The sequence below is a fragment of the Roseovarius sp. MS2 genome (genome assembly GCF_051447875.1).
Classification (GTDB): Bacteria; Pseudomonadota; Alphaproteobacteria; order Rhodobacterales; family Rhodobacteraceae; genus Roseovarius; species Roseovarius mucosus_A.
Window position 1 is genome coordinate 3630843 of record NZ_JBKHVF010000001.1, and the last position, 25108, is coordinate 3655950.

The following is a 25108-nucleotide window of genomic DNA, read 5'->3' on the forward strand; positions in this document are numbered from 1 at the left end:
AGGCCTGTAACCAAGACGGCCCGCACGCTTAGGGTACTCTGGCGGAAGACTGGCGATCCCTCTTATCCATGGCCAACGCCCTTCAATCGCCGCCGCAATCGCGCCGACGGCACGGATGTGCCGCGTCAGTCCTCGAAGAGCTCGTTCTGTCCCGGTGCACTCTCGTCCTCGTCCTCTTCGCTGCCCATCTGCGGCATGGTCCCCGGCGGCGGGCGATTGTCCAACAGGCCCGCAGCCCGCAACTCCTTGAGCCCAGGCAGGTCCCGCGCGCTCTCTAGCCCGAAATGATCCAGAAACTCTTGCGTCACCACAAAGGTCACAGGCCGCCCGGGCGTCATCTTGCGCCGCCCGAACCGGATCCACTCCATCTCCAGTAATTGATCCACCGTGCCCCGGCTGACCGCCACGCCGCGAATCTCCTCGATTTCGGCACGCGTCACCGGCTGGTGATAGGCGATGATCGCCAATGTCTCGATCGCAGCCCGGCTCAGCTTGCGGGTCTCAACCGTCTCGCGGCTCATCAAATAGCCAAGGTCCGGCGCAGTGCGGATGGCCCAGGCATCACCCACCTTGACCACACGCACGCCGCGCCCCTCATAGCGTTTGCGCAGATGCACCAGCGCTTCGGCAGGATCGCTGCCATGCGGCATCCGCTCGGCCATGTCGCGGGTGGTCAGCGGCTCGGTGCTCGCAAACAGCATCGCCTCAATCATCCGCTCCTGCTCGCCAATGGGGGGCGCTTGAAACAGGCTTTGTTCTTTTTCTTCAGGTGCTTCCGACATACTCTTAATCCTTGCGCCGCAGCTCGATAGCGGCGAAAACCTCCGCTTGCCGCACCTCTGCCCGCCCTTCCTTGACCAGTTCCAGCGCCGCCGCAAAGGTCGAGGCCGTGGCCGATCGCCGCCGCCCCGGATCGGTGGTGAACCCCTCTGGCAAATAGCTCAGGATATCGGTCCAGGTGCCTGCATAGCCGATCAAACCCCGCATCCGCTCCAACGCCTGCTCCATGGTAAAGATCGCATCGCGATCCATCACAAAGGGGCGGAATTCGTCGCGCGTCCTGATCCGGGCATAGCCCTGCATGAGGTCAAGCAGCGTCGCCGTATAGGTCACACGCCGCAGGCGCGCCACGTCCTCTGGCACCCCGCGTGCAAAGAAATCGCGCCCCAGCCGGTCCCGTCCCATCAGACGCGCCGCGCAATCGCGCATCGCCTGCAAGCGCTCCAACTGAAACGCCAGATGCGCCGCCAATTCCTCGCCCGAGGGTCCGTCTTCGCTCGGGTCTGGCGGCAACAGCAGCCGCGATTTGAGAAAGGCAAGCCACGCCGCCATCACCAGATAATCCGCCGCCAGTTCCAGCCGCAGCGCCTTGGCGCGTTCCACAAAGGCCAGATATTGCCGCGCCAGTTCCAGCACCGAAATCTTGCGCAGGTCCACCTTTTGCGTCCGGCTCAGCGTCAGCAAAAGGTCAAGCGGCCCCTCGAACCCATCGACATCGACAATCAGCGCCTCAGCGGCCAACCGCTCGGCGACATTGACCGGCCCCTCATCCCTGTCGAAATCGTCCTCACTCATGCGCACACCCGCCCGTCAGCGCATCAAGCTGTGCCGATAGGGCGGAAATGTCAATCTCTTGGGGGGTCTTGCGCCATGTCAACGCCCGGTCGGCACGGATTTGCGCAGGCTCGGTCATCTCGCCGGCTGCCTCTGCCACCGCCTGCCGTTCCGCCAGGGTCCCGTTGCAATGCAGGATCACATCGCACCCGGCCTGCAAGGCCGCCCGCGACAGGTCCGGCAAGGTGCCACGCAACGCTTTCATGGAAATGTCATCAGTCATAATCAGCCCGTCAAAGCCGATTTCGTCCCGGATCACCTGCATCATCGGTGCGGATAGGGTCGCAGGCGCGGCATCAATCGCGCTATAGACCAGATGCGCCGTCATCCCCAAAGGCAGGTCGTTCAACGCTCTAAAAGGCGCAAAATCAGTATCTTGCAGGTCACTCTTCAGCGCCGTGACCACCGGAAGATCATGGTGGCTATCCGCCTCGGCGCGACCATGTCCGGGGATATGTTTGACCACAGGCAATACGCCCCCGTCTAGCAGCCCATTCGCCACCGCACGGCCCAGATGCGCCACCGTATGGGGATCAACGCCATAGCAGCGATTACGCAGAAACGGATGCGTCGCAGGCCCCGCCACATCCACCAACGGCGCGCAATTGCTGTCGATGCCAAGCGCGTGCAACTCTGCCGCAATCAGACGATAGCGCAGATACATCGCCTCAGCCGCGCGGCTGCCCGCCGCCTCTGCCTGATCCAACGGCGCAGGCCACTCGCGCCATAGCGGCGCGCGCAATCGCTGCACGCGCCCTCCCTCCTGATCAATCGTGACCATCGCGTCATGACCAGCCGCTTCGCGCATCTCTGCCACAAGGGCGCGCACCTGATCCGGGCTGTCGATATTGCGCGCGAAGAGAATGAATCCAAAAGGGCGCGTGTCGCGAAACAGCGACTTTTCCTCTGCCGTCAGCCGCAGACCCTCCGCATCGAGGATCGTCGCCCCAAACCGCGTCACCGCGTGACCACCGGGATGCACTCGGCGCGCTCCGCGACCAGTGCCGAACAGAACCGCCGCGCATCCCCCAGATCGGCAAAGCCCATGGCCCGCAACCGGTAGAATGTGCGCCCGCCACTTTCAGCGCGCTGAATAACCCGTTGTTTTCCATCAAGGAAATCACCGAACCGCCCCGCCAGACGGTCCCATTCCGCGCGCGCCACCTCGGCCGAGTCAAACGCGCCAAGCTGCGCCAACCGCGTGCCAAGTGGGATCGTTTCCGCATCCACCTCCTCCGAGGGCGCAGATCGCGCCGCCGCCACCGCAAGGGCGACTGCTTCGGACACCGAGGTAAGCGATGCAGGGCGCGCACGCGGGCGCACGACCGCTTGCGCAACGGCCACGTCTTCCACGTCAGGGGTCTCGACCGCCTCCGGGCCCGTCACCTCTTCCTCCAGCGGGGTTATCGGCGCGGCCCCCGCCGCAATCTGATCCGCAAGCGCAAGGATTGAGGCGTTTTGAACCTCCTCCGGCACAGCTTGTGGCGCAGGCTCTGTGACTTCTGCACGCGGAGTGGCCTCTGCGACCTCCGACGTCGGGGTCAGCGGGGCCACATCCTCCAGCGACAATTCAAGCGGTGGAGGGGCCAGAACCAACCGATCTGCCGGGGCCGCTGCCGTGCCTTCGGCGGCCACGGCATTAACCGACAGCCCTTGATTGGCTGCAGCATCGCCACCGGGATCGGCGGGTGCCTCGCGCATTGGCCCTTCGGCCGCGCGCACCACCGGCACGCCTGACACATCGCGCAGGACCATCTTGGTGCCCCACACCCCAACGCCCGCGATCAGCGCAAGCGAGAGTGCCGCGCCGGTCAGATTGGTCAGCCTGACAATGAGCTTTGCGCGCTCAGGCCCCGGTTCGGGCCGTGCATAGTGCATATCTGCCATGTCGCCTCTTGCTCTCCGGCGATACATGGTCGCCGGGGATGTACTGTTCTGCCTCATCCCCGGCTTGGTGCGTTAACGCATCTCTTCCGCCGGAGTTACGCCCAGAATACCAAGGCCTGCGGAAATAACAACGGTTACAGCACGCGCAAGGGCGATTTTCGCCTGTGATGTGGCCACATCGCCCTCTTGGATGAAACGCAGCGACGCATCGTCATTGCCCCGGTTCCACAAGGCATGCAAATCAGACGCCAGATCATAGAGATAGAATGCCACGCGATGCGGCTCATTGCTGCGCCCGGCAATCTCGACCAAGCGTGGCCATTCCGCGATCTTGCGCGCCACCGCCAGCTCTGCCTCATGGGTCAACCCGCTGAGGTCCGCTTGCGCCAATGTCGCATCCTCCACCGCAATTCCGGCCTCTGCCGCCTTGCGCAGCACCGAATTCACCCGCGCATTGGCATATTGCACGTAGAACACCGGGTTATCCTTGGATTGCTCCAAAACCTTGTCGAAATCGAAATCCAAAGGCGCATCGTTCTTGCGCGTCAGCATCACAAAACGGGTCACATCCGCGCCCACCTGATCAACCACATCGCGCAGCGTCACAAAGGTGCCCGCGCGCTTCGACATCTTGAACGGCTCGCCGTTCTTATACAGCTTCACCAGTTGGCACAGCTTGATATCCACCGGCACCCGGCCATTCGACAGCGCCGACACCGCCGCCTTCATCCGCTTGACATAGCCGCCATGATCCGCGCCAAAGACGTCGATCAAGAGGTCAAAGCCCCGGCTGATCTTGTCATAATGATAGGCGATATCAGGCGCGAAATAGGTCCAGCCACCGTCCGACTTCATGATCGGACGGTCCACATCATCGCCATGTTCGGTGGATTTGAACAGCGTCTGCTCGCGCGGCTCCCAATCCTCGGGCATTTTGCCCTTGGGCGGCTCCAGCACACCGCGATAGATCAAGCCCTTGCTGCGCAAATCCTCGATCGCCGCCTCGATCAACCCGGTGCCATAAAGCGACTTTTCCGAATAGAACACGTCCATCTCGACGCCAAGCGCCGCAAGATCCTCGCGGATCAGCGCCATCATCTTGTCCGTGGCGAAATCGCGGATCGGCTCTAGCCAAACCTCCTCGGGCTGCCCAACATAGGCATCGCCCACTTGCACCTTCAGCGCCTCACCCACCTCGATCAGGTAATCACCGGGATAGGTGCCATCGGCAAAGGCCACCGCCTGCCCATGCGCCTCAAGATACCGCAGATAAACCGACCGGGCCAGCACATCGACCTGCGCACCGCCATCATTGATGTAATATTCGCGCGTGACCTCATAGCCCACATAATCCAGCAACCGCGCCAGAGCATCGCCAAACACCGCGCCCCGCGTATGGCCCACATGCAGTGGCCCCGTCGGATTGGCGCTGACATATTCCACATTCACCCGCTTGCCCGCCCCAAGGGTCGAGCGACCATAGCCCGTGCCCTCGGTCAGCGCCGCACGCGCCACCCGCTGCCACACCGCAGGGACCAGCCGCAGGTTAAGAAACCCCGGCCCCGCCACCTCGGCGCTCTCGACACGGCCATCCTCGGCCAGCCGTGCCGCCAAAGCATCGGCAATCTCGCGCGGCTTGAGGCCCGCAGGCTTGGCCAGCACCATCGCCGCATTGGTTGCCATATCGCCATGCGCCGCATCGCGCGGCGGCTCGACCGTCACACTGGCCATATCCAGCCCCACGGGCAACTGGCCGCCTGCCTGCATTGCCGCCAGCGTTTCCAGCACGAGGTCGCGCATATCGGTAAAAAGGTTCATAAAAGCTATCCTTGCTGCCTTGGCTCGGGTTATCCAACGGCGCGCGGCGCGTCAATCACAAGCGGCGCAAACCGTCACGCAAGACGACTGCACCCCGCCCTCACCCCCAGGTGCAAAGCCCAGAAATATAGCAGGCTCCAACACCACCGACAGCGCAGCCGTCGTGCCCCGTCGCAGCCCCTCGGCCCGCAGCAAACGCAGCGTGTGAACCGGCTGCGCACCACCTGCCTCTTGGGCCAGATAGCCGCCCAAATGATCCAGACCCAGACGGCACGCCCGTTCCGCCGCCCCTGCCCCCGCGCAGGGGACTGCGTTGACAATCAAGCTCCGGCCCTGCCCCGCCCGCAAACCGGGGCGCAGCGCGCGGCTCAACCCGGCAATGCCCAGCGTCACCGCCCCCAAGCGCGCCGCCATGCGCAAAGGTTGCAAATGGATCAGCAAATCAATCGGTGTCTGCCCCCAAAGCGCCCCCAACCGCGCGCAGACCGACGGGCGCAGCACATCCAGCGCCAGCGTCTCGATGCGCCCCGGAACCAACCGCGCCAGTGCCTGACACCGCCGATCTTCCCGGTCAATCACGATCACCTGCGCCCCGGCCCGCGCCAACCCCTGCGCGAGCACAACACCCGCCGCACAGCCCGCCGCAGCGATCAGCACGGTCTTGCCCGCAACATGCTCCGCGAAACCCACTATCACCAAAGCGCCCCAAATAGCATGAGATGGTTAGCATCAGGCCGCACAGCACACAACGCAGGCTGCACGCAGAAGCGTATAAACTTTTTCGTTATAAGAGCCTAGACACCGTTATCGGAGAAATCACGCGCGCCTTCACCCGTTAGGCTTGCATATTCCTGCAGGGCAAACCGATCCGTCATCCCTGCGATATAGTCACTAACCAGCCGCGCCAGCGCGGTCTCATCCGCCGCCTGCGCCACGTCGCGGCGCCACTCCTCGGGCAGGTGATCCGGCGCGTTCAGATAATGGGGAAACAGCGTGCTCACCACCCCATGCACCCGCAGGCGCATGTCGTTGACTTCGGGCGCGCGATACATGCGCGCAAAAAGAAACGCCCGGATTTGCTTTAAATCCCCCCAAAGCGCATCCGAGAACCGGATCACCGGACGCCCCAGATGCCGCACCTGTGCCACCGAAACTGGAGCAGCGTCCTCCAACAGATACCGTGACCGCGTGATCACATCCCCCACCATCACCCCGAACACGCGGCGCAGCGCCTCATGCCTGCGGCGTTTGCGATCGAGCCCGGGATAGAGCCGGTCCACCTCGGCATAACAATCCCCCACAATGGGCAAGCCTGCGATTTCGTCATCGTCAAACAACCGCGCGCGCAACCCGTCATGCAGATCGTGATTGTTATAGGCAATATCATCCGACAGGGCCGCCACCTGCGCTTCGGCACTGGCATGGGTGTGCAATTCCAGATCATGCCGCGCATTGTAATCCGCCAAGGCATAGGGCAACGACCCCGTCACAGGGTCATCACTCCTGAGGGGCGTTACAGGGCCATGGCCCCGGAGGGGCGTCACAGGCCCATCGCCCCGGAGGGGCGTCACAGGCCCATTATGCTTGGCCAACCCCTCCAGCGTCTCCCATGTTAGGTTCAGCCCGTCGAACTCGGCGTAATGCCGCTCTAGCGATGTCACGATCCGTACCGCCTGCGCGTTGTGGTCAAACCCGCCATAGGGTGCCATCAACGCATCCAGCGTGTCCTCACCCGCATGGGCAAAGGGCGGATGCCCCAGATCATGCGCCAGCGCCACCGCCTCGGTCAGCTCGCCATTCAGGCCAAGCGCACCCGCAATCGTGCGCGCCACCTGCGCCACTTCGATGGAATGGGTCAGCCGTGTGCGGAAATAATCCCCCTCATGCGCCACAAACACCTGCGTCTTGTGCTTGAGCCGCCGAAACGCGCTGGAATGGATGATGCGATCCCGGTCGCGCTGAAAGGGCGAGCGAAACGCGCTTTCCTCTTCCGCAACACGCCGCCCACGCACCTGCGCGGGATCAGAGGCATAGGGGGCCGTCATCGCTGCTTATCCTTGTCGCCAGAGGTCAGGCCCCATATATTGCACCTGACAGCAAACGTGAACCAGTCAGGAGCATTCCGATGCAATTGCCGCCCAAGGTGACCCCCCGCGCCTTTGCCCGCCTCGCCGAAATCGGTGCAGGCGATCAGGGTCAAGCCCTGCGCGTCGCCGTCGAGGGCGGCGGCTGCTCTGGCTTTCAATACGAAATCAAACTCGACGAGCCCGCCCAAGACGATCTGATTCTCGAAGGCGACGGGCAAAAGGTCGTGGTTGATTCCACCTCCCTGCCGTTTCTTGCCGGGGCCACGATTGATTTCTCCGAGGAATTGATTGGCGCGCGCTTTATCATCGACAACCCCAACGCCTCCTCGTCCTGCGGCTGCGGCACGTCGTTTTCGATGTGACCGCTTGTCACCCCCGCCCCCCTGCGCGATAGAGAATGCCAGAGGACAAAAGGGGGCCGCGCCATGAAAATCGCCACGTTCAATATCAACGGCATCAAAGCCCGGATTGACGCCCTGCCCGCTTGGCTTGACGAGGCGTCCCCCGATGTGGCCCTTCTGCAAGAGATCAAATCCGTCGATGACGGCTTCCCGCGCGAGATTTTCGAAGAGCGCGGCTATAACGTCGAAACCCATGGGCAAAAGGGCTTTAACGGCGTGGCGATCCTCTCGAAGCGCCCGCTCGAGGATGTCACGCGCGGTCTGCCCGGCGACGACACAGACGAACAGGCCCGCTGGATCGAGGCAACAGTTGTCGGCGATCACCGCGCGTTGCGCCTCTGCGGTCTCTACCTACCCAATGGCAATCCCGCACCGGGGCCGAAATACGACTATAAACTCGCATGGATGGACCGCCTGCACGCCCGCGCCCGCGACCTTCTGGCCAGCGAAGAACCGGTGCTGATGGGCGGCGATTACAACATCATCCCGCAGGATGAGGATGCCGCCCGCCCCGACGCATGGCGCGAGGATGCGCTGGCCCGCCCCGAAAGCCGCGCCGCCTTTCGCCGCATCCTCAACCTCGGCTTTACCGAGGCGTTTCGCGCGCAGGTACAGGGGCCGGGGCATTACACCTTCTGGGATTATCAGGCCGGCGCTTGGAACAAGAACGACGGCATTCGCATCGACCACTTCCTGCTCAGCCCGCAGGCAGCAGACCTGATGACCGATTGCGGCATCGACAAGGATATACGTGGCCGCGACAAACCCTCGGATCACGTCCCGCTCTGGGTTGAACTCAACGCCTGAGCCGCCGATCTGTCCCCCTCTGTGACCAGATCACAGACGCTGCCCCCACCCGCATGCGACTATGGCGCATCAACCGGGCCTCCGCGCCCCTCAATCCATAGGTGATCCCATGCTCAAGAAAAATGTTGGCTCTATCGACCGCGCCCTGCGCATCCTCTTTGGCCTCGCGCTGCTGGCAGGTTTCGCGCTCAACCGCGAGAGCGCCTATAGCTGGCTCTATCTGATCGGGATCATCCCGCTGGTGACAGGTCTCATGTCCTCCTGCCCGCTCTATTCGATCCTCGGCCTCTCGACCTGCCCGCTCAAGAAATAACGGCAAGGTTTCGCCCAAGGCGCACGCCCCGTCTTGGCATCGGGCGTGACACGGCCCATGTCTGTCGTACACACGAAAGGACAGGCCATGAAACACACGATGATCCTGTTGATGTTGGGTATCACCTTTGGCGGGGCCCCGGCCTTTGCGGCCAACGGCCATTGACCGCCGGGACTGGCCAAGAAACACAACGGCTGTCAGCCCCCCGGTCAGGCGAAGAAGCAAGGATATTACCGCATCGGCGACCGCATCAACGAGGATTACATCATTCTGCGCAATCCCGGTCGCTACGGTCTGGACCGGAACGAGACCTATTACCGCGTTGGCGATCAGATTTACCGCGTGAACCGCGAAACACGCGAAATTCTCGACCTGATCGGCGCTGCGGCGGCGGTTCTGAACTGACCGTTTCGCGATAAGGCGCTAGTCGCGCCACCCCTGCCGCAGCAGCCGCGAATAGTCCTGACTGCTCAGCCCGTCAACCGGGCTGGGCGGCAAGACGGCGCGCGCTTTCAGCTCTGCCAACGGCACCGTCTCTGCCCCCGGCAAAACCCCCAGATCATAAAGATATCCGGGCAACCGCCCCGACAAGATGACCCGCAGGTCAAACACCAGACCCTCCGCAATGCCGCGCACCAACCGATAGGGCATTGTCGTGCAATTGGTCCAAAGCGTGTGATACCAGCGCGGTTCCTCGGCCAAGGCGTTGCCATAGTCCAGAAACGCCCGAAACAACGCCGCCCGCTGCCCAGCACTCATCGCCACCGGATAGAGCGACACTGACTCGCCTCGCGCATTGGTGCGCAGATGCACGATGTCGCGCTCGTCGGCGGCAATCAACACCAGCTCATAGCGCTTGAAAAAACCGCCAATGGCCGAAAATTCTTCGCCTACTTCCCTGCGGATCTCGCCGGAAAACACGATATGCCGCCCATCGGCAAACCCGAAACTGACCAGCGTATGCGCGATCTCCGGACTATCCCAGACCGACATGATCATATCAACAGAGGTGATCTGCTCCGGCTGAACCTCCAGATCATACCAGCGCTCAACCGCCTCGGTCGGGCTTGACCAGCGAAAATCCCGGATGTTGCGCACCAGAACCGCGCCTTCGCGCACCGGCTCTGCGGTGACGCCGCGCGCCACTTCCGCCATCCAATCCCGGTCCTGTCGCGGCGCAATCCCGCCCCACCACAGCGCCCAGACCGCCAAAACCACGGCACTCAGCCCCAAGGCCCGGCGCAAACGCCCCTGCAACAGCATCCGCACAAGCGCAAGCCAGACGAACACCCCCACCAGATAAAGCAGATAAATCCAAGGTGCCGCGATCTGGAAATGCAGGCTTAGCCCAATCCAGACCGCAAGCCCCAAAAGCCAAGCGATCCCCAAGCCGCGTCCACAGATCGCCGCAGCGCGCCGCATCCCTATTCCGCAGCCACGCGCCGCGCCGCCAATATCTCCTTGAGATAGCGCCCGGTATGGCTGCGCGGCTCTTCGGCCACCTCTTCCGGCGTGCCCACCGCCACAATCTCGCCGCCGCCATCGCCGCCCTCAGGGCCAATGTCGATGATGTGATCAGCCGTCTTGATCACATCAAGGTTATGCTCGATCACAATGACCGAATTGCCCTGATCAACCAATTCATGCAGCACTTCCAACAGCTTGTTCACATCCTCGAAATGCAGCCCCGTCGTCGGCTCGTCAAGAATATAGAGCGTGCGGCCCGTGGACCGCTTGGCCAGCTCTTTCGACAGCTTCACCCGCTGCGCCTCGCCCCCCGAAAGGGTCGTCGCCTGCTGGCCCACCTTGATATAGCCAAGCCCCACGCGCATCAGCGCATCCATCTTTTCACGGATGCTCGGCACCGCCTTGAAAAACTCCTGCGCCTCTTCCACCGTCATATCAAGAACGTCCGCTATGCTCTTGCCCTTAAAGCGGATTTCCAGCGTCTCGCGGTTATAGCGCGCGCCTTTGCAGGTCTCGCATTCCACATAGACATCCGGCAGGAAATGCATCTCGATCTTGATCAGACCATCACCCTGACAGGCCTCGCAGCGCCCGCCCTTAACGTTAAAGCTGAAACGCCCCGGCTTATAGCCGCGCGCCTTGGCCTCTGGCAGACCGGCGAACCAATCGCGGATCGGTGTAAACGCCCCCGTGTAGGTTGCGGGGTTCGAACGCGGCGTGCGCCCGATGGGCCGCTGATCAATATCAATCACCTTGTCGAGATGCTCCAGCCCCTTGATCGTCTCGCAGGGGGCCGGCGTCTGCCGCGCGCCATTGAGGCGCATCGAGGCGGTCTTGAACAGCGTCTCAATCGTCAGCGTCGATTTCCCCCCGCCCGACACGCCCGACACACAAACAAACTGACCCAGCGGAAAGGTCGCCGTCACCTCCTTGAGGTTGTTGCCCGTCGCCTTGACCACCGTCAGCTTCTTCTTGTTGCCCTTGCGCCGTACCTCGGGCACCGCAATCTCGCGCGCGCCTGACAGGTATTGCCCGGTCAGCGATGCAGGATCAGCCGCCACCGCGTCAGGCGTGCCATGGCTCACCACCCGGCCGCCATGCACCCCGGCACCGGGGCCAATGTCAAACACGTAGTCAGCGGTGCGAATGGCCTCTTCGTCATGCTCGACCACGATCACCGTATTGCCCTGATCCCGCAGATTGCGCAGGGTTTCCAACAGTCGCCCATTGTCGCGCTGATGCAGGCCAATCGACGGCTCATCCAGCACATAAAGCACGCCCGTCAACCCGCTGCCGATCTGGCTGGCCAGCCGAATTCGCTGGCTCTCACCACCCGACAGCGTGCCCGCATTGCGGCTCAGCGTCAGGTAATCCAGCCCCACGTTGTTGAGAAACCCCAACCGCTCGCGGATTTCTTTAAGAATGGCGCGCGCAATCTCGTTTTTCTGCTTGCCCAGATGATCCGGCACCGTGCGGCACCACTCCAGCGCCTCGCGGATCGACATCTGCACCACTTGGCCCACATGCAGGCCCGCAATCCGCACCGCCAGCGCCTCGGCCCGCAGGCGATAGCCACCGCAGGCCCCGCAAGGGCGGTTGTTCTGATAGCGCTCGAATTCCTCGCGCACCCAGCTTGAATCGGTCTCTCGATAGCGGCGTTCCATATTGGGAATAACGCCCTCGAACACCCGGCTCACCTGATAGACACGCCCGCCCTCATCATAGCGAAATCCGATCTCTTCCTCACCAGACCCGTGCAAGAACACCTGCTTCACATGCGGGGGCAGGTCTTTCCACGGGCTGTTGCGATCAAATTCGTAATGTTTGGCAATGGAATTGATGGTCTGCGTGAAATAGGGGCTCTTGCCCTTGCGCCAGGGTGCAATTGCCCCATCCGCCAGCTTCAGCGCCTCATCCGGCACCACCAACCGCTCGTCAAAGAACAGCTCCGCCCCCAACCCGTCACACTCGGGACAGGCCCCAAAGGGCGCGTTGAACGAAAAAAGCCGCGGCTCGATTTCCGGAATGGTAAAGCCACTGACCGGACAGGCGAATTTCTCGGAAAAGATCATCCGCTCCGGATCACCCTCCTTGGGCGCGGTTTCCAGCACGGCAATGCCATCCGCCAAATCAAGCGCCGTGCGGAAACTATCCGCAAGCCGGGTCTGCAACCCGTCTTTGACCACCAGCCGGTCCACCACAACATCAATGTCATGGCGGAATTTCTTGTCGAGCGTGGGCGGTTCATCCAATTCGTAAAACTGCCCGTCGACCTTGACCCGCTGAAACCCGGATTTGCGCAGTTCCAGAAATTCCTTGCGATACTCGCCCTTGCGGTCGCGCACGATGGGGGCCAGCAGATAGGCGCGCGTGCCCTCCTCCATCGCCATCACCCGGTCCACCATATCCTGCACCTGTTGCGCCTCGATGGGCAGGCCGGTGGCGGGCGAATAGGGCGTGCCGACGCGGGCAAAGAGCAGCCGGAGGTAGTCGTAAATCTCCGTCACCGTGCCCACGGTCGAACGGGGATTCTTGCTTGTCGTCTTTTGCTCAATCGAAATCGCCGGGCTCAGACCGCTGATATGATCCACATCCGGCTTTTCCATCATGTCGAGGAACTGCCGCGCATAGGCGCTCAAGCTCTCGACATAGCGTCGCTGCCCCTCGGCATAGATCGTGTCAAAGGCGAGGCTGGATTTGCCAGAGCCCGACAGCCCGGTGATCACCACCAGCTGATCGCGTGGAATATCCACGTCGATATTCTTGAGGTTATGCTCGCGCGCCCCGCGCACCTCGATATATTTCAGATCGGCCATTCTGACCCCCCGGATCACCATTCCCCACACATAGGCGAGAGCCGCGCCGCTTCCAAGGTAATTTTGTGAACAGAGCGCGAACATGCAACAATCGCCCTGCCCGTTCTCGGCGCATCGCCGCCCGTACAGAACCGCGCCGCAAAATGATCAGGCAAAATTCATTTGACCTGGCCCTGCCGCGCCCCCACCTACTTGGCACAGCACGAAAGGAGACCGCTATGACCCTGACACGCCGTTTCATCGCGCTTGGCCTACCCGCGCTCCTCTTTGCCCGGCCCGCCATCGCCCATCACGGCTGGCGCTGGACCGACGATGGGCGGTTCGAATTGCGGGGCCTCATCACCGAGGCACGCTTGGGCAATCCGCATGGCGTCTTGACCATCGACGCAGAGGGCGAGATCTGGAAGGCCGAGGTCGGCCAACCATGGCGCAACGAACGCGCCGGTCTAACCGACGCCATGCTTGCCCCCGGCACGGACATAAAGATCATTGGCAAACGCGCCGCTGATCCCAAGGAGCGTCTGGTCAAGGCCGAGGCGATCGAGCTTTCAGGCGCGCTCTTTGAGCTGTACCCCGAACGCCTTTGATGGATTGGGCGGCAACGCTTGAGGCCCAGCCCTTCGCTCAGGCCCTGCGGGCCTCGCGCTGGACATATCCGCTGGGGAATGCGGGTCATATCCTTGGTCTGGCCCTGTTGATCGGGGCCGTCGTGCCCATGGATGTCCGGCTCTTGCGCGGCGATCTGCGCGCGATCAGGATGCTACGCGTCTATGCGATTGGCGGGCTCTGTCTCGCGCTTGCCTGCGGCAGCCTGCTCTTTGCGGCGCAAGCGTCGGACTATGTGGCAAATAGCTGGTTCCGCTGGAAAATCGCACTTTTGGTCGTGGCTCTGGTGAACGCGGCCTTGCATCTGCATCCGCTGGCACTGTCACGCCCCCGCCAATGCGCGGCGGCCATACTGTCGCTTTGCCTGTGGATCGCCGTCCTGCTCTGCGGTCGGATGATCGCCTATTCCTGAGGCGCAGCAGGCACGGCATCCCGCCCCTAACCGACGCTGACGCCCCGCCGCCCCGCCAAATCGGTGAAGTATTGCCACGCCACCCGGCCCGACCGCGCCCCGCGCGTGGCCTGCCATTCAATCGCCTCAGCGCGCAGCGTGTCTTCGTCAATCTCGACACCGTAGGCATCGCAATAGCCCCGGATCATCGCCAGATACTGATCCTGATCGCAGGCATGAAACCCAAGCCAAAGCCCGAACCGATCCGACAAAGACACCTTTTCCTCGACCGCCTCAGACGGGTTGATCGCCGATGACCGCTCATTCTCGATCATGTCGCGGGGCATCAGATGCCGACGGTTTGACGTGGCATAGAACACCACATTGTCTGGCCGCCCCTCGATCCCGCCATCCAGAACCGCCTTGAGCGATTTGTAATGCTGATCGTCATGGGAAAAACTGAGGTCATCACAAAACAGCAAGAACCGGGTTTGCGCACCGCGCAAAAGGTTCAGCAACCGGCTGACCGACGGCAAGTCTTCGCGCTGCAATTCCACGATCTTGAGCGGCAGGCCCTCTGCCCGAACCGCCGCATGCACCGCTTTCACAAGGCTGGATTTTCCCATGCCCCGCGCGCCCCACAAGAGGGCGTTATTGGCGGGCAGCCCCCGCGCGAATTGCAGCGTGTTTTGCAACAGCGTATCGCGCGACCGATCCACCCCCACCAAAAGGCCCATATCGACCCGGCTCACGTGGCGCACCGGCTCCAACCGATCTGGGCTGACATGCCAGACAAAGGCATCCGCAGTATCGAAATCAGGGGCCGAAAGCGGTGCCGGGGCCATCCGCTCCAGCGCGGCGGCGATACGGTCCAACGGATCACTCATTCAATTCTTGCCTTTTTCCTCGGACGCGTCGGCCTCAGCAGCATCCGCCGCCTCTTCCTCGTCAAACCACAGCCCCTGCGCACGCAATTCCGCCTCACGCTTTTTCTCAACCCACGTCACCAGTTGGATTGAAATCTCGTACAGGCCGTAAACCACCACGAAAAGGATCAGTTGCGTCACCACATCAGGCGGCGTCACCAGCGCGGCCAGAACAAGGATACCGATCACGGCATATTTGCGCACCGATTTCAGACCAATCGCACTCACCAACCCCGCTTTCCCCATCAGCGTCAGCAAGACCGGCAATTGAAAGCAAAGCCCAAAGGCGATGATGAATTTCAGCGTGATATCAAGGCTTTCGTTGACCTTACCAAAAAAGGTGATGCGAATGCCCGTAGCCTCAGGGGCCGCCGCCGCACCCGGCACCACCTCTGGCCCAACCAACCCCGTCATCAGATCGGCAATGATCGAGGGCACATCGGCAAAGCCAAGAAAGAACGCCATCGCAAGTGGCGTCACCACCAAATGCGCAAAGGATGCCCCCAACAGGAACATCATCGGCGACGCGATCATGAACGGCAAAAACGCGTTCTTTTCCTGCTTATAAAGCCCCGGCGCCACAAAGCGCCACATCTGGAACCCGATCACCGGAAAGGCCAGCGCAAAGCCGAACACCATCGAAATGCGGAACAACGTAAAGAGATATTCCTGCGGGCTGGTATATTGCATCGTGGGCGACGGGTCGCCCAACTCGCGCAATGTCGCCTCGATCGGCTCTAGCAGGAATTGCAAAATCGGCTCGGCCACGGCAAAGGCCAAACAGATCCCGATGATAAAGGCGATCACCGACCGGATCAGCCGGGTGCGCAGCTCGGCCAGATGCTCGATCAGCGGCGCACTGCTGTCCTCGATCTCGTCGCGCGGGGTCATGCCTCGTCCTCTGGCTTGGACGTCTTCCCTTTCGGCGCAGCCTTGGGCTTCGCGGCGGCCTTGGGCTTGGACGCCACCTTGTCCGGCGCGGCCTCAGCCTCGGCTTTCGCAGCTTTGCGCGCCTCTGCCATCTCAGCGGTGGCGGCGCGGCCCTTTTCGGCCGAGGCCTGCTGTTCGGCGCTCAGCGTGGGCTTGGTCACATCGTTCAGATCGCGCGTGACGCTGTCCGTCGTCTTGCGCACCTCATCCATCGCGGTCTTCATAGGGTTTGCAGCGGATTTAAAGGTTTTTTGAATGTCGCCCACGCCGGATTGATCGGCGGCATCATTCATCGCGCGGCTAAATTCGCGGGCCATGCCCTTGGCCTTGCCCACAAAATTCCCCACAGCCCGAAACATTCCCGGCAGGTCCTTGGGGCCCACCACGATCAAGGCCACGATGCCGATAAGCAAAAGCTCCGTCCAGCCAAGATCGAACATTTAAGGATCAGACCTTGTCTTTGTCTTCGGTCGGGGTCACGTCGCGCGCGGTCTCAGCAGACTCTTTGCTGGTGTCATCCAGTTCCTTGGTGCCCTCGGCCACGCCCTTTTTGAAAGAGGTGATACCCTTGCCCACTTCACCCATGAGCGACGAAATCTTGCCGCGCCCAAAAAGCACCAGCACCACCACCGCGATCAGAAGAAGCCCCGGAAGGCCAATATTGTTCAGCATTTCAATTTCTCCCTTTCTCGGGGGTCGGTTGTCGTCCCCGGGAATTTCAACTTCGTATCTAATGGGTCATCCCGGCGGATAAAAGCGGCAAAGCAGCGATGCCCCCCGGATTCCCTACTTATTTGCCCGGACCATACCCTACGCAGGCCAACCCGCATGGGTCAATCACCCCCCTGCGCCTCGGCCCGGCTCTTGCCGCTCACATTCATCGCCAGCGTGGCGGCCATGAATTCATCCAGATCACCATCCAGCACACCTTTGGTGTCCGATGTTTCAACACCGGTGCGCAGATCCTTGACCATCTGATAGGGCTGCAACACATACGACCGGATCTGATTGCCCCAGCCCGCATCGCCCTTGGCATCATGGGCTTCGTTGATGGCCGCGTTGCGCCGGTCCAATTCCAACTGGTATAGCCGCGATTTCAGCGCCTTCATGGCGATGTCGCGGTTCTGATGCTGCGATTTCTGGCTGCTCGTCACAACAATGCCCGTGGGCATATGCGTGATCCGCACCGCCGAGTCGGTGGTGTTCACGTGCTGCCCACCCGCACCAGACGAACGATAGGTGTCGATGCGAATATCAGACGGGTTCACCTCGATCTCGATATTGTCATCCACCACCGGGTAAACCCAGACCGACGAAAACGATGTGTGCCGCTTGGCCGCCGAATCAAACGGCGAAATCCGCACCAGACGATGCACGCCCGATTCGGATTTTAGCCACCCATAGGCATTGTGACCGCTGATTTTATAGGCAGCGGATTTGATCCCCGCCTCGTCACCCGCCGATTCCGATTGCAGTTCGACCGTATAGCCACGCTTTTCCGCCCAGCGAACATACATCCGCGCCAGCATCGACGCCCAGTCGCAGCTCTCGGTGCCGCCAGCACCCGCGTTGATCTCCAGAAACGTATCGTTGGAATCCGCCTCACCATCCAGCAGCGCCTCCAACTCCTTGGCGGCGGCCACCTTGGCCAGCGCCTTGATCGCGGCCTCGGCCTCGCCCACGACCTCGGCGTCACTTTCAGCCTCGCCCAGCTCGATCAGCCCAAGATTATCCTCTAGCTCGTTCTTGATGCTGTCATGGGTCTCCAGCGCATCCACCAGCGCCTGCCGCTCGCGCATCAGTGTCTGCGCCCGCGCGGGATCATCCCAAAGCGTGGGATCTTCGACACGCGCGTTGAATTCCTCCAGCCGGTGGCGGGCCGTCTCCCACCCCAGCCGCTGCCGCAAGAGCTCCAACGACTTTTCGATCTCAGCCACGAGGTTCTGGGTTTCTGCGCGCATCGGAATGTCCTTGTCTGGTCAGGTGCGGGTGATAGCGCAGCGCGCCGGGCCGGGCAAGAGAGCCCGAAGCCTAGTAAAGCCCGCCCGAACTCATAGACCCGAAACTGGCCTTGCCCCCCACCCGCGCCTTTTCGCCGGTCGAGGTCGTAACCTCCTGAACCTGCTCGCGTTCGCCCGCACTGAACAGCTCAAGGTCATTGCCCATGGCAAAGCCCCCGTCATAGGCCACGCCAAACACCGGCTCTTCGCCGTCGCGGAAATATTCGGCCACCACATTGTCGCCCTCGGCAGTATCCGGCAGCCGCGCGCCAGTGAACCGGTCGATCTTTATGAAATGCCCGCCGGGGGGCACTTCGAACGGACCACCGCCATATTTCTTCACAGCCTCGACCATGAAATCCTGAAACACCGGCCCGCACAGCGACGAACCATAGGCCGACCGTCCAAGACCCCGAGGCTGGTCATGGCCAATGTAACAGCCCGCCGCGATATTGCTGGTAAAGCCCACGAACCACACATCACGCGCGTCATTGGTGGTGCCGGTCTTGCCCGCCACCGGCACCGGCAGGTTGATGGCTCCCGACGCCGTGCCGCGATCCACCACCCCTTTGAGCATCGAGGTCAGCTGATAGGCCGTGACCGCATTCATCACCCGCTCCCGATCCGACACGATGCGCGGGCCGCGATCCGCAGGGATTCCGGCATCACCGCAATCGACGCAATCGCGCTGATCATGGCGGTAAACTGTCTTGCCATAGCGGTCCTGCACGCGGTCAACCAGCGTTGGGCGCACCCGCTCGCCGCCATTGGCAAACATCGCATAGGCCGCAACCATATTATAAAGCGTAGTCTCTTCGGACCCCAGCGAATTGGCCAAAAACCGGCCCATATTTTCATAAACGCCAAACCGCTCGGCATAATCCGCGACCACATCCATGCCCACCTCTTGCGCCAGACGGATGGTCATAAGGTTCCGCGACTGTTCGATGCCGGTGCGCAGCGGCGTGGGGCCGTAAAACTTGTTCGACGAATTCCGTGGTCTCCACAGGCCTTGCGGCGTGTTGATCTCGATTGGGGCGTCGATCACGATGGTGGCGGGCGAATAGCCGCTGTCCAGCGCGGCCGCATACACAAACGGCTTGAACGACGATCCCGGCTGCCGCAACGCCTGCGTCGTGCGGTTAAAGACCGAGGCCTGATAGGAAAACCCGCCCTGCATCGAAATCACGCGGCCCGTGTTCACATCCATTGCGACAAAGCCGCCCTGAACCTCAGGCACCTGCCGCAACGACCAATTCACAAAGGTCCCCTCCTGGGTCACGGCGCGCACATGCACCACATCGCCCAGATCAAAGGTCGCCTCGAAATCGCCGGGCAACCATTTGATATCGCTGCGCGGCACCTCCTGCACGCCGTCGACGCCCTCAATGCCCACCTGCATTGCCTGATCGCCGATGCCCAGCACCACTGCCGGATGCCAGACCCCATCCAGATCCACATCCCGGGCTACGCTGACACTTGCCAGCGCCGCACGCCAAGCGGCCTCAGCCCCCAACGCCTCGGCGGGCAGGCTCTCGCCCGTGCCGCGCCACCGTCCTTGCCCCCGGTCATAGCTCTCCAACTGCCGCCGCAACGCCCGCGCGGCATGAACCTGCAATTCGGGATCAATGGTCGCGCGCACAGACAAACCGCCGCTAAAAAATTCGCCCTCACCGAAATCAAGGCTCAGCTGCCGTCGGATTTCATCGGTGAAATAATCACGCGGCGGCAATTCGGCGCTGAACGGCGGAAAATCCCCATTCTGCACAGAGCGCAGCGGTGCGGCCCGCTCCTCCTCATAGGCGGCCTGCGTCAGATACCCGTTCTCCCACATCTCGCGCAGCACGAAATTGCGCCGTTCCAGCAACCGCTCTTTCTCGCGCACCGGATGATAATCACTCGGGGCTTTCGGCATCGCAGCAATCGTAGCGGCCTCATGCGGCGCAAGGTCCGTGAGGGTCTTGTTGAAATAGGTCTGTGCCGCGGCAGTCACGCCATAGCTGTTCTGACCCAGAAAAATCTCGTTGAGATAGAGTTCAAGGATATCATCCTTGCTCAGAGTTTCCTCAATCCGCGTGGCAAGGATAATCTCCTTGATCTTGCGCTCCATCTGCCGGTCGCCGGATAGCAGGAAATTCTTCATCACCTGCTGCGTGATGGTCGAGGCACCGCGTACATTGCGCCCCCGCGACTTCACCGCATCCACGATAGCCGAGGCGATACCCACGGCGTCATAGCCACCATGGGTATAGAAATTCTTGTCCTCCGCGCTGATGAACGCCTGCTTTACCAGATCAGGAATATCCTCAGCGGGCGTGAACAACCGCCGCTCGCGCGCGAATTCGTCGATGATCCGCCCCTCGCCCGAATAAATCCGGCTGATGGTCGGCGGCGTGTAATTGGCAAGGCTCTCATGGCTCGGCAAATCCTGACCATAGATATGCAGCACGGCACCAATGCTCAGGCCGATCACCACCACAACCAGCGTGATCAAACTGAACACAGTCCCAAAAAGGCTGAGAATCGCACGTATCACAAGGGCCCCCGCATGCTTGCTGCGCCGGGTATAGGCCTAGTGGGCCTCAGGGTCAAAAGGGAATGGGCCAAGCGTCGCGTCACTGTCCGCCGGGTATCGCTGCGCGCCCCCCTCATTGCCGCACCAATCCCGCGCGCGCCGCATCAGCGTCGCGCCAGGCAGTCAGCGCCGCGCGCAGCGCTGCGGCGATCCGGGCCCGCCCTTCCTCATCGCGCAACCGCGCCAGATCACGCGGGCTCGACAGAAACCCCAATTCGATCAAAACAGATGGAATATCAGGGGCTTTCAGCACCGAAAACCCTGCCTCCCGCAGGGGGCGCGACAACAGCGGCAGCTCATGCGCGGCAAAGCTCTCGATCAAGGCTTGGGCCAGATGCGCGGTGCGCGGCTGCGTCTCGACCCGCGCCAGATCCATCAGCACATCTGCCACCACATCATCCTTACCGCTCAGGTCCACACCCGCCAGCATATCGGCACGATTGTGCCGTTCGGCAAGCGCCGCACTCGCCTTGTCCGAGGCGCTCTCGGACAGGGTATAAACCGACAGCCCCCGCGCCTGCGCCCCCGACAGCGCATCCGCATGCAGCGACAAGAACACATCCGCCCCGGCCCAATGCGCTAGGGCGACCCGCCGCTCAAGGCTCACGAATTCGTCACGCTCGCGCGTCAGCACCACCTCAAATCCGCCAGCGCGCAGCAATTCATCGCGCAATTCCTGCGCAAACTGCAGCATCAGCGCCTTTTCGGTCAGCTCTCCCTCTTGGGCTCCGGGATCAATGCCGCCATGGCCCGGATCAAGGACCACCACCAGCGGCCCCTCGCCCGGCACCCCCACCGGCACCGCCGCCAGCGCATCCTTGGGATCGGGCAGGTCCCAGCCGGGCAACGCAGGCGTGCCCGCAGTGGCGGCAAACCGCTCGGAATCCGCCGCCCCAAGGGCAACCTTCAACGTCGCCCGCCCGCTCACGCGGTCAATCTCCAACCCCGCCTGCTCCAGCGGATAAGGCGCGTCCAGATCGGCCACCATGCGCGACCAGCCCGGCCGAATCTGTCCCAGCCGCAAGCCTTTGACGCGCGCGCCAGCGATCAGATCCTCAGCCCCGATGCCCTGCCAATCCACCTCTTGAAAATCAAGCACCAGACGCGGCGGCGCATCAAGCGTATAGACGCGATAGGGCACTCCCTGCGACAGGCTCAAGGTCACCTCCACCCCGCGGCGGCTGTCCGTAATGCTGCTGGCGTTCGCCTCCAGCCGCGCCAAACCGCTAAACACGCTCTCCTGCGCCCGCACAGCCGCGCCGCCCATCACCAGCGCAAGCGCTAGCCCTATGCCAATGATCCTGCTCATACGCCGTTTCCCGGTTCGTTCTCCCGCGCAGAATACACGAGCACCGCCCCGCGCAACAGCCCCGATGTCCCACCTGTAACAAGCGCTTGATCCTGCCGCGCATTCAATCGAGGTTTTTATCCCGCACGTTCCAGTCTATAGAATCGCCATGACCAACCAGACGCCACGCCCCGTTGTCACCCATGAGGACCCAAAGGTTCTCTTTGAAATCTTTGTGCAGCGAAAATTCTGCGATCTCGAACTTGCGTCGGTCATCCACACCCTGCAAACCGCCAATATGGTGCATGGCTCCGCGCATTTTGGCTGGCGGATCATCTCGGACCGACCGGGGCTCGTTCAGGGTAACGGCGTTTGTCTCGTGCGCGCAGAGCCGGTGATCCCCGATCACTGCATGGCCGATTTCCTGATTGTCATCGCGTCGAAAACCGCCGATCCCGCCGTCTGGATGGCCCGCATCCGCAGCATGCGGCGGCTCGGGCGCTCGGTGATCCTCTTGGCGGATGCCTCCACCACCTTCATCGCCCGCACCCAGATCGAGACGGGCGCGGTTACAACCCATTGGGCCGATGCCGTGGTGCTGCGCGAGACCCAAGATCAACCGCGCCTTACGGAAAACCTGTCAGAATTTTCCAACGGCATCATCACGGCCGCGGGACGCGGCGCCACAGCAGAGCTTGTGATTGGCCTTCTGGCCCGTGATCTGCCCGTGTCCGACATCACCGAGATTGGCCGCCACCTGCTCTTGCCGGAAATCCGCACCAGCTCCAGCACTCAGCCCTTCGCCCCCGAAGCGTTTCACAAATTCTACGACAAGGCCGTGTCAGACGCGCTCGCCATCATGGAGGACAATCTGACCGATCCACTCTCCATCGCGGAAATCGCCGATGAGGTGGACACTTCGCAACGCTGTCTCGAACGCCGCTTTCGCGCGGTATTTGAAACCTCACCGGGGCATTATTACAAGCAATTGCGCGTGCGCCGTGCCCATCACCTGATCCAGAGCACGAAATTGCCGCTGATCGACATCGCCACCGCCACCGGCTTTGGCTCGACCGGCACACTCGCCACCGCCTTCAAGAAATTCTACGGTGTCACGCCCTCGGATATGCGCGGCAAACACCGCGAACGCGTGCTCGACTATTCCGCCGATGTCTAAGGGCGGTTAAGCGCCGCCGCCACAACCTCTGCCGCCGCCGCCCAATCGCCCAAACCCTGCGCCGCCTTCCGCGCCGCGCAGGCACAACCCGCCCGCAACGCAGGCTCGCTCAGCATCCGCCTCAGCGCCTCTGCAAAGGCCGCGTCATCCTCGGGGCGCACCAAAATTCCCGCACCGGCGGCTACGGTATCTGGCACCGCCCCCGCCTGCGTGCTCACGATCGGCAACCCGTGGCCCATCGCCTCGTCAAACACGATGCCATAACCTTCATAGCGCGTCGCCAGTGCAAAGACCGTCGCCCGCCCATAAAGCGCGTCCAGATCCGATTGCGATACCTCCCCCGCAATCTCGACCCGCTCCACCAGCCCCAAGGCATCGCGCAGCCCCTGCAACTCTGCGACCGTCTCGGGCTCATGCAAGCGCCCGACAATCACTGCCCGCCAGTCCAGATCGGCAATCCGCGCCAAGGCCCGCAACAGCACATCATGCCCCTTGCGCCGCGCGAGCAATCCCACCGACAGGATCAGTGGCGGCACATCGGGCATTGCGTTGGCACGCGGTGCCACAAACCCCGGTCGCGCCACGCTGATCCGCTCTGGGGCCACACCATAGGCCTCGCGCAAAAGGCCTGCGATATGCCCGCTCGTCACCACGATATGCCGCGCCCGGCCCAGATTGGCCCGCTCGCGCGCCGCCATATCTGCAGCCTGCGCCGCACTCAACCCCGGCTCCAGCGCCAGCGGATGATGCACCAGCGCCACCATGGGTGCCGCCAAACGCGCCGCCCCCTCAGGGTCCAGCGCACCATAAGCCAGCCCATCCACCAAGGCCGGGCAATCACGCGGCAACGCCGAAAGCTGCGCCAAGGCATCCGCCATATCCCGCGCATCGGGATGCGGAAAACTATCGCCCAGCCGCAGATGCCGCAGCCTGAGACCCCGCGCAACCAGCGCCTCTCCCAACCGCCGATCATAAAGATAGCCGCCCGTCGTCAACCCCGGATCACCGGGCACGGCAAAGGCGATGTCGCGCCCGTCTTCAGTCGCCATAGCGCACCCGATGGCACAGCGTCCCCGCCGCCGCCAAGATCCCCGCATAGGCGCGCGGCAGATCATCAAACCGCGTTTCCCCCGAAATCAACACATCCAGCACCGGATCGGCCAGCAGTCGCAGCGCAACCTCCATCCGCCGCCGGTAATCCCACCGCGCCGCATGGCTCGCCGGAATTCGCCCCACCTGCGACGAGACGACCTGCAACCGCCGCTGATGAAATGCCCCGCCAAGCGCCACGGGAATATCGCCGCTGCCATACCAACTGGCCTCAACCACCCGCGCCTCAATCCCGGCAAGTCGGATCGCTGTGGCCAATCCCGCCGCGCTGGCCGTCGCATGGATCACCACATCCGCGCGGTCCTCCGCCTGCTCCGGTGCCGCAAAGCCACAGCCAAACGCCTCAGCCAAAGGCCCCCGCGCCGCGTCGCGATCAATCAAGGTCACCTCTGTGCCCGGCACCCGCGCTGCAAGATATCCAACCAACGCCCCCACCGTGCCCGCACCCACAACCGCCACCCGGTCCCCGGCAGCGATCTGCGCATCCCACAGGATATTGAGCGCGGTTTCCATATTGGCCGCCAGCACCGCACGCCCCGGCGGCACGCCCTCGGGCACTGGCACCGCCATCGGTGCAGGACAGGCAAACCGCGTCTGATGCGGATGCAGCACGAACACCACCTGCCCCGCCGCGGCCCCGGCGGTCACGCGCCCCACGGCGCAGTACCCATATTTGACCGGATAGGGAAAATCTCCCTCCTGCAAGGGCGCGCGCATGGTGCCATGCTCGCTCTCGGGCACCCGGCCGTCCAAGACCAGCCGCTCGGTCCCCCGGCTGATGCCGGTGTATAGCGTTTCGATCACAACCTCATCCGCGCCGGGCGCAACCGTGACAGGCCGCACCTCCACCTGCCCCGGTGCCACAATCCAAAGCGCGCGCGCGCCCTCAGACACG

General features: G+C 62.5%; 24 protein-coding genes. 6 read left to right on the forward strand and 18 right to left on the reverse strand.

Annotated elements, in window-relative coordinates:
- Positions 1–125 precede the first annotated feature (125 nt).
- From scpB to ACLGGT_RS17815, 7 genes are all read right to left on the reverse strand, one after another.
- Complete coding sequence (scpB, locus tag ACLGGT_RS17785) at positions 126–782, reverse strand: SMC-Scp complex subunit ScpB (RefSeq protein WP_219434485.1); 657 nt, start codon at positions 780–782, stop codon at positions 126–128.
- Positions 783–786: 4 nt separating this feature from the next.
- Positions 787–1575 (reverse strand): segregation and condensation protein A, encoded by a 789-nt coding sequence (locus ACLGGT_RS17790; protein WP_081506219.1) that lies wholly within the window; start codon positions 1573–1575, stop codon positions 787–789.
- Positions 1568–2596, reverse strand: coding sequence for a beta-N-acetylhexosaminidase (gene nagZ / locus ACLGGT_RS17795; protein ID WP_437197068.1), 1029 nt, complete (start codon positions 2594–2596; stop codon positions 1568–1570). Before nagZ ends, ACLGGT_RS17790 begins: the two co-directional genes overlap by 8 nt.
- Positions 2572–3501 (reverse strand): SPOR domain-containing protein, encoded by a 930-nt coding sequence (locus tag ACLGGT_RS17800; RefSeq protein WP_437197069.1) that lies wholly within the window; start codon positions 3499–3501, stop codon positions 2572–2574. The genes nagZ and ACLGGT_RS17800 overlap by 25 nt, the downstream gene beginning before the upstream one ends.
- A 72-nt stretch (positions 3502–3573) precedes the next feature.
- Positions 3574–5319, reverse strand: a complete 1746-nt coding sequence (gene argS / locus ACLGGT_RS17805; protein ID WP_437197070.1) for an arginine--tRNA ligase — start codon at positions 5317–5319, stop codon at positions 3574–3576.
- Positions 5320–5370: 51 nt separating this feature from the next.
- On the reverse strand, positions 5371–6015 hold the full coding sequence (locus ACLGGT_RS17810) for a hypothetical protein (protein ID WP_437197071.1): 645 nt from the start codon (positions 6013–6015) through the stop codon (positions 5371–5373).
- Positions 6016–6113: 98 nt separating this feature from the next.
- Positions 6114–7364 (reverse strand): deoxyguanosinetriphosphate triphosphohydrolase, encoded by a 1251-nt coding sequence (locus ACLGGT_RS17815; RefSeq protein WP_437197072.1) that lies wholly within the window; start codon positions 7362–7364, stop codon positions 6114–6116.
- 80 nt (positions 7365–7444) lie between these two features.
- On the opposite strand from ACLGGT_RS17815, the gene ACLGGT_RS17820 reads away from it, so the two are divergent.
- From ACLGGT_RS17820 to ACLGGT_RS17830, 3 genes are all read left to right on the forward strand, one after another.
- On the forward strand, positions 7445–7768 hold the full coding sequence (locus ACLGGT_RS17820; RefSeq protein ID WP_008281073.1) for a HesB/IscA family protein: 324 nt from the start codon (positions 7445–7447) through the stop codon (positions 7766–7768).
- Between the two features lie 63 nt (positions 7769–7831).
- A complete protein-coding gene (xth, locus tag ACLGGT_RS17825; protein WP_219434490.1) occupies positions 7832–8614 on the forward strand; it encodes an exodeoxyribonuclease III in 783 nt (260 codons plus the stop codon).
- Positions 8615–8723: 109 nt separating this feature from the next.
- Positions 8724–8927 (forward strand): YgaP family membrane protein, encoded by a 204-nt coding sequence (locus ACLGGT_RS17830; protein WP_437197073.1) that lies wholly within the window; start codon positions 8724–8726, stop codon positions 8925–8927.
- A gap of 423 nt (positions 8928–9350) precedes the next feature.
- Here ACLGGT_RS17830 and ACLGGT_RS17835 read toward each other — a convergent pair whose 3' ends face one another.
- Positions 9351–10349, reverse strand: a complete 999-nt coding sequence (locus ACLGGT_RS17835; RefSeq protein WP_437197074.1) for an Lnb N-terminal periplasmic domain-containing protein — start codon at positions 10347–10349, stop codon at positions 9351–9353.
- A 2-nt stretch (positions 10350–10351) separates the two neighbouring features.
- Positions 10352–13210: an excinuclease ABC subunit UvrA gene (gene uvrA, locus ACLGGT_RS17840; protein ID WP_151979387.1), complete on the reverse strand. Its 2859-nt coding sequence runs from the start codon at positions 13208–13210 to the stop codon at positions 10352–10354.
- 218 nt (positions 13211–13428) lie between these two features.
- On the opposite strand from uvrA, the gene ACLGGT_RS17845 reads away from it, so the two are divergent.
- Together ACLGGT_RS17845 and ACLGGT_RS17850 are read left to right on the forward strand one after the other, a co-directional pair.
- The gene (locus ACLGGT_RS17845) at positions 13429–13797 is read left to right on the forward strand and encodes a DUF6152 family protein (RefSeq protein ID WP_008281079.1); all 369 of its coding nucleotides are present in this window, start codon (positions 13429–13431) and stop codon (positions 13795–13797) included.
- Positions 13797–14228 (forward strand): hypothetical protein, encoded by a 432-nt coding sequence (locus ACLGGT_RS17850; RefSeq protein WP_437197076.1) that lies wholly within the window; start codon positions 13797–13799, stop codon positions 14226–14228. The genes ACLGGT_RS17845 and ACLGGT_RS17850 overlap by 1 nt, the downstream gene beginning before the upstream one ends.
- A gap of 26 nt (positions 14229–14254) precedes the next feature.
- Here the strand turns inward: ACLGGT_RS17850 and ACLGGT_RS17855 are convergent, their stop codons facing one another.
- The 7 genes from ACLGGT_RS17855 to ACLGGT_RS17885 form a co-directional block, all read right to left on the reverse strand.
- Complete coding sequence (locus tag ACLGGT_RS17855) at positions 14255–15094, reverse strand: ATP-binding protein (RefSeq protein WP_219434494.1); 840 nt, start codon at positions 15092–15094, stop codon at positions 14255–14257.
- Positions 15095–16024: a twin-arginine translocase subunit TatC gene (tatC, locus tag ACLGGT_RS17860; RefSeq protein ID WP_081506229.1), complete on the reverse strand. Its 930-nt coding sequence runs from the start codon at positions 16022–16024 to the stop codon at positions 15095–15097. It abuts the gene before it with no gap.
- Positions 16021–16503 (reverse strand): Sec-independent protein translocase protein TatB, encoded by a 483-nt coding sequence (gene tatB / locus ACLGGT_RS17865; protein ID WP_422001123.1) that lies wholly within the window; start codon positions 16501–16503, stop codon positions 16021–16023. The genes tatC and tatB overlap by 4 nt, the downstream gene beginning before the upstream one ends.
- Before the next feature lie 7 nt (positions 16504–16510).
- Positions 16511–16735 (reverse strand): twin-arginine translocase TatA/TatE family subunit, encoded by a 225-nt coding sequence (locus ACLGGT_RS17870; protein ID WP_008281084.1) that lies wholly within the window; start codon positions 16733–16735, stop codon positions 16511–16513.
- A 161-nt stretch (positions 16736–16896) separates the two neighbouring features.
- Positions 16897–18024, reverse strand: coding sequence for a peptide chain release factor 2 (gene prfB, locus ACLGGT_RS17875; protein ID WP_081506231.1), 1128 nt, complete (start codon positions 18022–18024; stop codon positions 16897–16899).
- A 70-nt stretch (positions 18025–18094) separates the two neighbouring features.
- Positions 18095–20599 carry a penicillin-binding protein 1A gene (locus tag ACLGGT_RS17880; protein WP_437197077.1) on the reverse strand — a complete coding sequence of 835 codons (2505 nt, stop codon included), beginning with the start codon at positions 20597–20599 and terminating at the stop codon, positions 18095–18097.
- A 112-nt stretch (positions 20600–20711) separates the two neighbouring features.
- A complete protein-coding gene (locus ACLGGT_RS17885) occupies positions 20712–21947 on the reverse strand; it encodes an N-acetylmuramoyl-L-alanine amidase (protein WP_437197079.1) in 1236 nt (411 codons plus the stop codon).
- 148 nt (positions 21948–22095) lie between these two features.
- On the opposite strand from ACLGGT_RS17885, the gene ACLGGT_RS17890 reads away from it, so the two are divergent.
- On the forward strand, positions 22096–23103 hold the full coding sequence (locus tag ACLGGT_RS17890; RefSeq protein WP_008281088.1) for a GlxA family transcriptional regulator: 1008 nt from the start codon (positions 22096–22098) through the stop codon (positions 23101–23103).
- Here ACLGGT_RS17890 and ACLGGT_RS17895 read toward each other — a convergent pair.
- On the reverse strand, positions 23100–24152 hold the full coding sequence (locus ACLGGT_RS17895) for a glycosyltransferase family 4 protein (protein WP_437197080.1): 1053 nt from the start codon (positions 24150–24152) through the stop codon (positions 23100–23102). The two genes, ACLGGT_RS17890 and ACLGGT_RS17895, sit on opposite strands and share 4 nt — an antisense overlap.
- Positions 24142–25107: a zinc-dependent alcohol dehydrogenase gene (locus tag ACLGGT_RS17900; RefSeq protein ID WP_437197081.1), complete on the reverse strand. Its 966-nt coding sequence runs from the start codon at positions 25105–25107 to the stop codon at positions 24142–24144. The genes ACLGGT_RS17895 and ACLGGT_RS17900 overlap by 11 nt, the downstream gene beginning before the upstream one ends.
- Between the last annotated feature and the right edge of the window lies 1 nt (position 25108).

Coding starts and splice junctions, on each gene's coding strand:
- scpB (WP_219434485.1), bottom strand. CDS start 782: ATGTCGGAAGCACCTGAAGAAAAAGAACAAAGCCTGTTTCAAGCGCCC.
- ACLGGT_RS17790 (WP_081506219.1), bottom strand. CDS start 1,575: ATGAGTGAGGACGATTTCGACAGGGATGAGGGGCCGGTCAATGTCGCC.
- ACLGGT_RS17800 (WP_437197069.1), bottom strand. CDS start 3,501: ATGGCAGATATGCACTATGCACGGCCCGAACCGGGGCCTGAGCGCGCA.
- argS (WP_437197070.1), bottom strand. CDS start 5,319: ATGAACCTTTTTACCGATATGCGCGACCTCGTGCTGGAAACGCTGGCG.
- ACLGGT_RS17815 (WP_437197072.1), bottom strand. CDS start 7,364: ATGACGGCCCCCTATGCCTCTGATCCCGCGCAGGTGCGTGGGCGGCGT.
- ACLGGT_RS17820 (WP_008281073.1), top strand. CDS start 7,445: ATGCAATTGCCGCCCAAGGTGACCCCCCGCGCCTTTGCCCGCCTCGCC.
- xth (WP_219434490.1), top strand. CDS start 7,832: ATGAAAATCGCCACGTTCAATATCAACGGCATCAAAGCCCGGATTGAC.
- ACLGGT_RS17830 (WP_437197073.1), top strand. CDS start 8,724: ATGCTCAAGAAAAATGTTGGCTCTATCGACCGCGCCCTGCGCATCCTC.
- ACLGGT_RS17835 (WP_437197074.1), bottom strand. CDS start 10,349: ATGCGGCGCGCTGCGGCGATCTGTGGACGCGGCTTGGGGATCGCTTGG.
- uvrA (WP_151979387.1), bottom strand. CDS start 13,210: ATGGCCGATCTGAAATATATCGAGGTGCGCGGGGCGCGCGAGCATAAC.
- ACLGGT_RS17845 (WP_008281079.1), top strand. CDS start 13,429: ATGACCCTGACACGCCGTTTCATCGCGCTTGGCCTACCCGCGCTCCTC.
- ACLGGT_RS17850 (WP_437197076.1), top strand. CDS start 13,797: ATGGATTGGGCGGCAACGCTTGAGGCCCAGCCCTTCGCTCAGGCCCTG.
- ACLGGT_RS17855 (WP_219434494.1), bottom strand. CDS start 15,094: ATGAGTGATCCGTTGGACCGTATCGCCGCCGCGCTGGAGCGGATGGCC.
- tatC (WP_081506229.1), bottom strand. CDS start 16,024: ATGACCCCGCGCGACGAGATCGAGGACAGCAGTGCGCCGCTGATCGAG.
- tatB (WP_422001123.1), bottom strand. CDS start 16,503: ATGTTCGATCTTGGCTGGACGGAGCTTTTGCTTATCGGCATCGTGGCC.
- ACLGGT_RS17870 (WP_008281084.1), bottom strand. CDS start 16,735: ATGCTGAACAATATTGGCCTTCCGGGGCTTCTTCTGATCGCGGTGGTG.
- prfB (WP_081506231.1), bottom strand. CDS start 18,024: ATGCGCGCAGAAACCCAGAACCTCGTGGCTGAGATCGAAAAGTCGTTG.
- ACLGGT_RS17885 (WP_437197079.1), bottom strand. CDS start 21,947: ATGAGCAGGATCATTGGCATAGGGCTAGCGCTTGCGCTGGTGATGGGC.
- ACLGGT_RS17890 (WP_008281088.1), top strand. CDS start 22,096: ATGACCAACCAGACGCCACGCCCCGTTGTCACCCATGAGGACCCAAAG.
- ACLGGT_RS17895 (WP_437197080.1), bottom strand. CDS start 24,152: ATGGCGACTGAAGACGGGCGCGACATCGCCTTTGCCGTGCCCGGTGAT.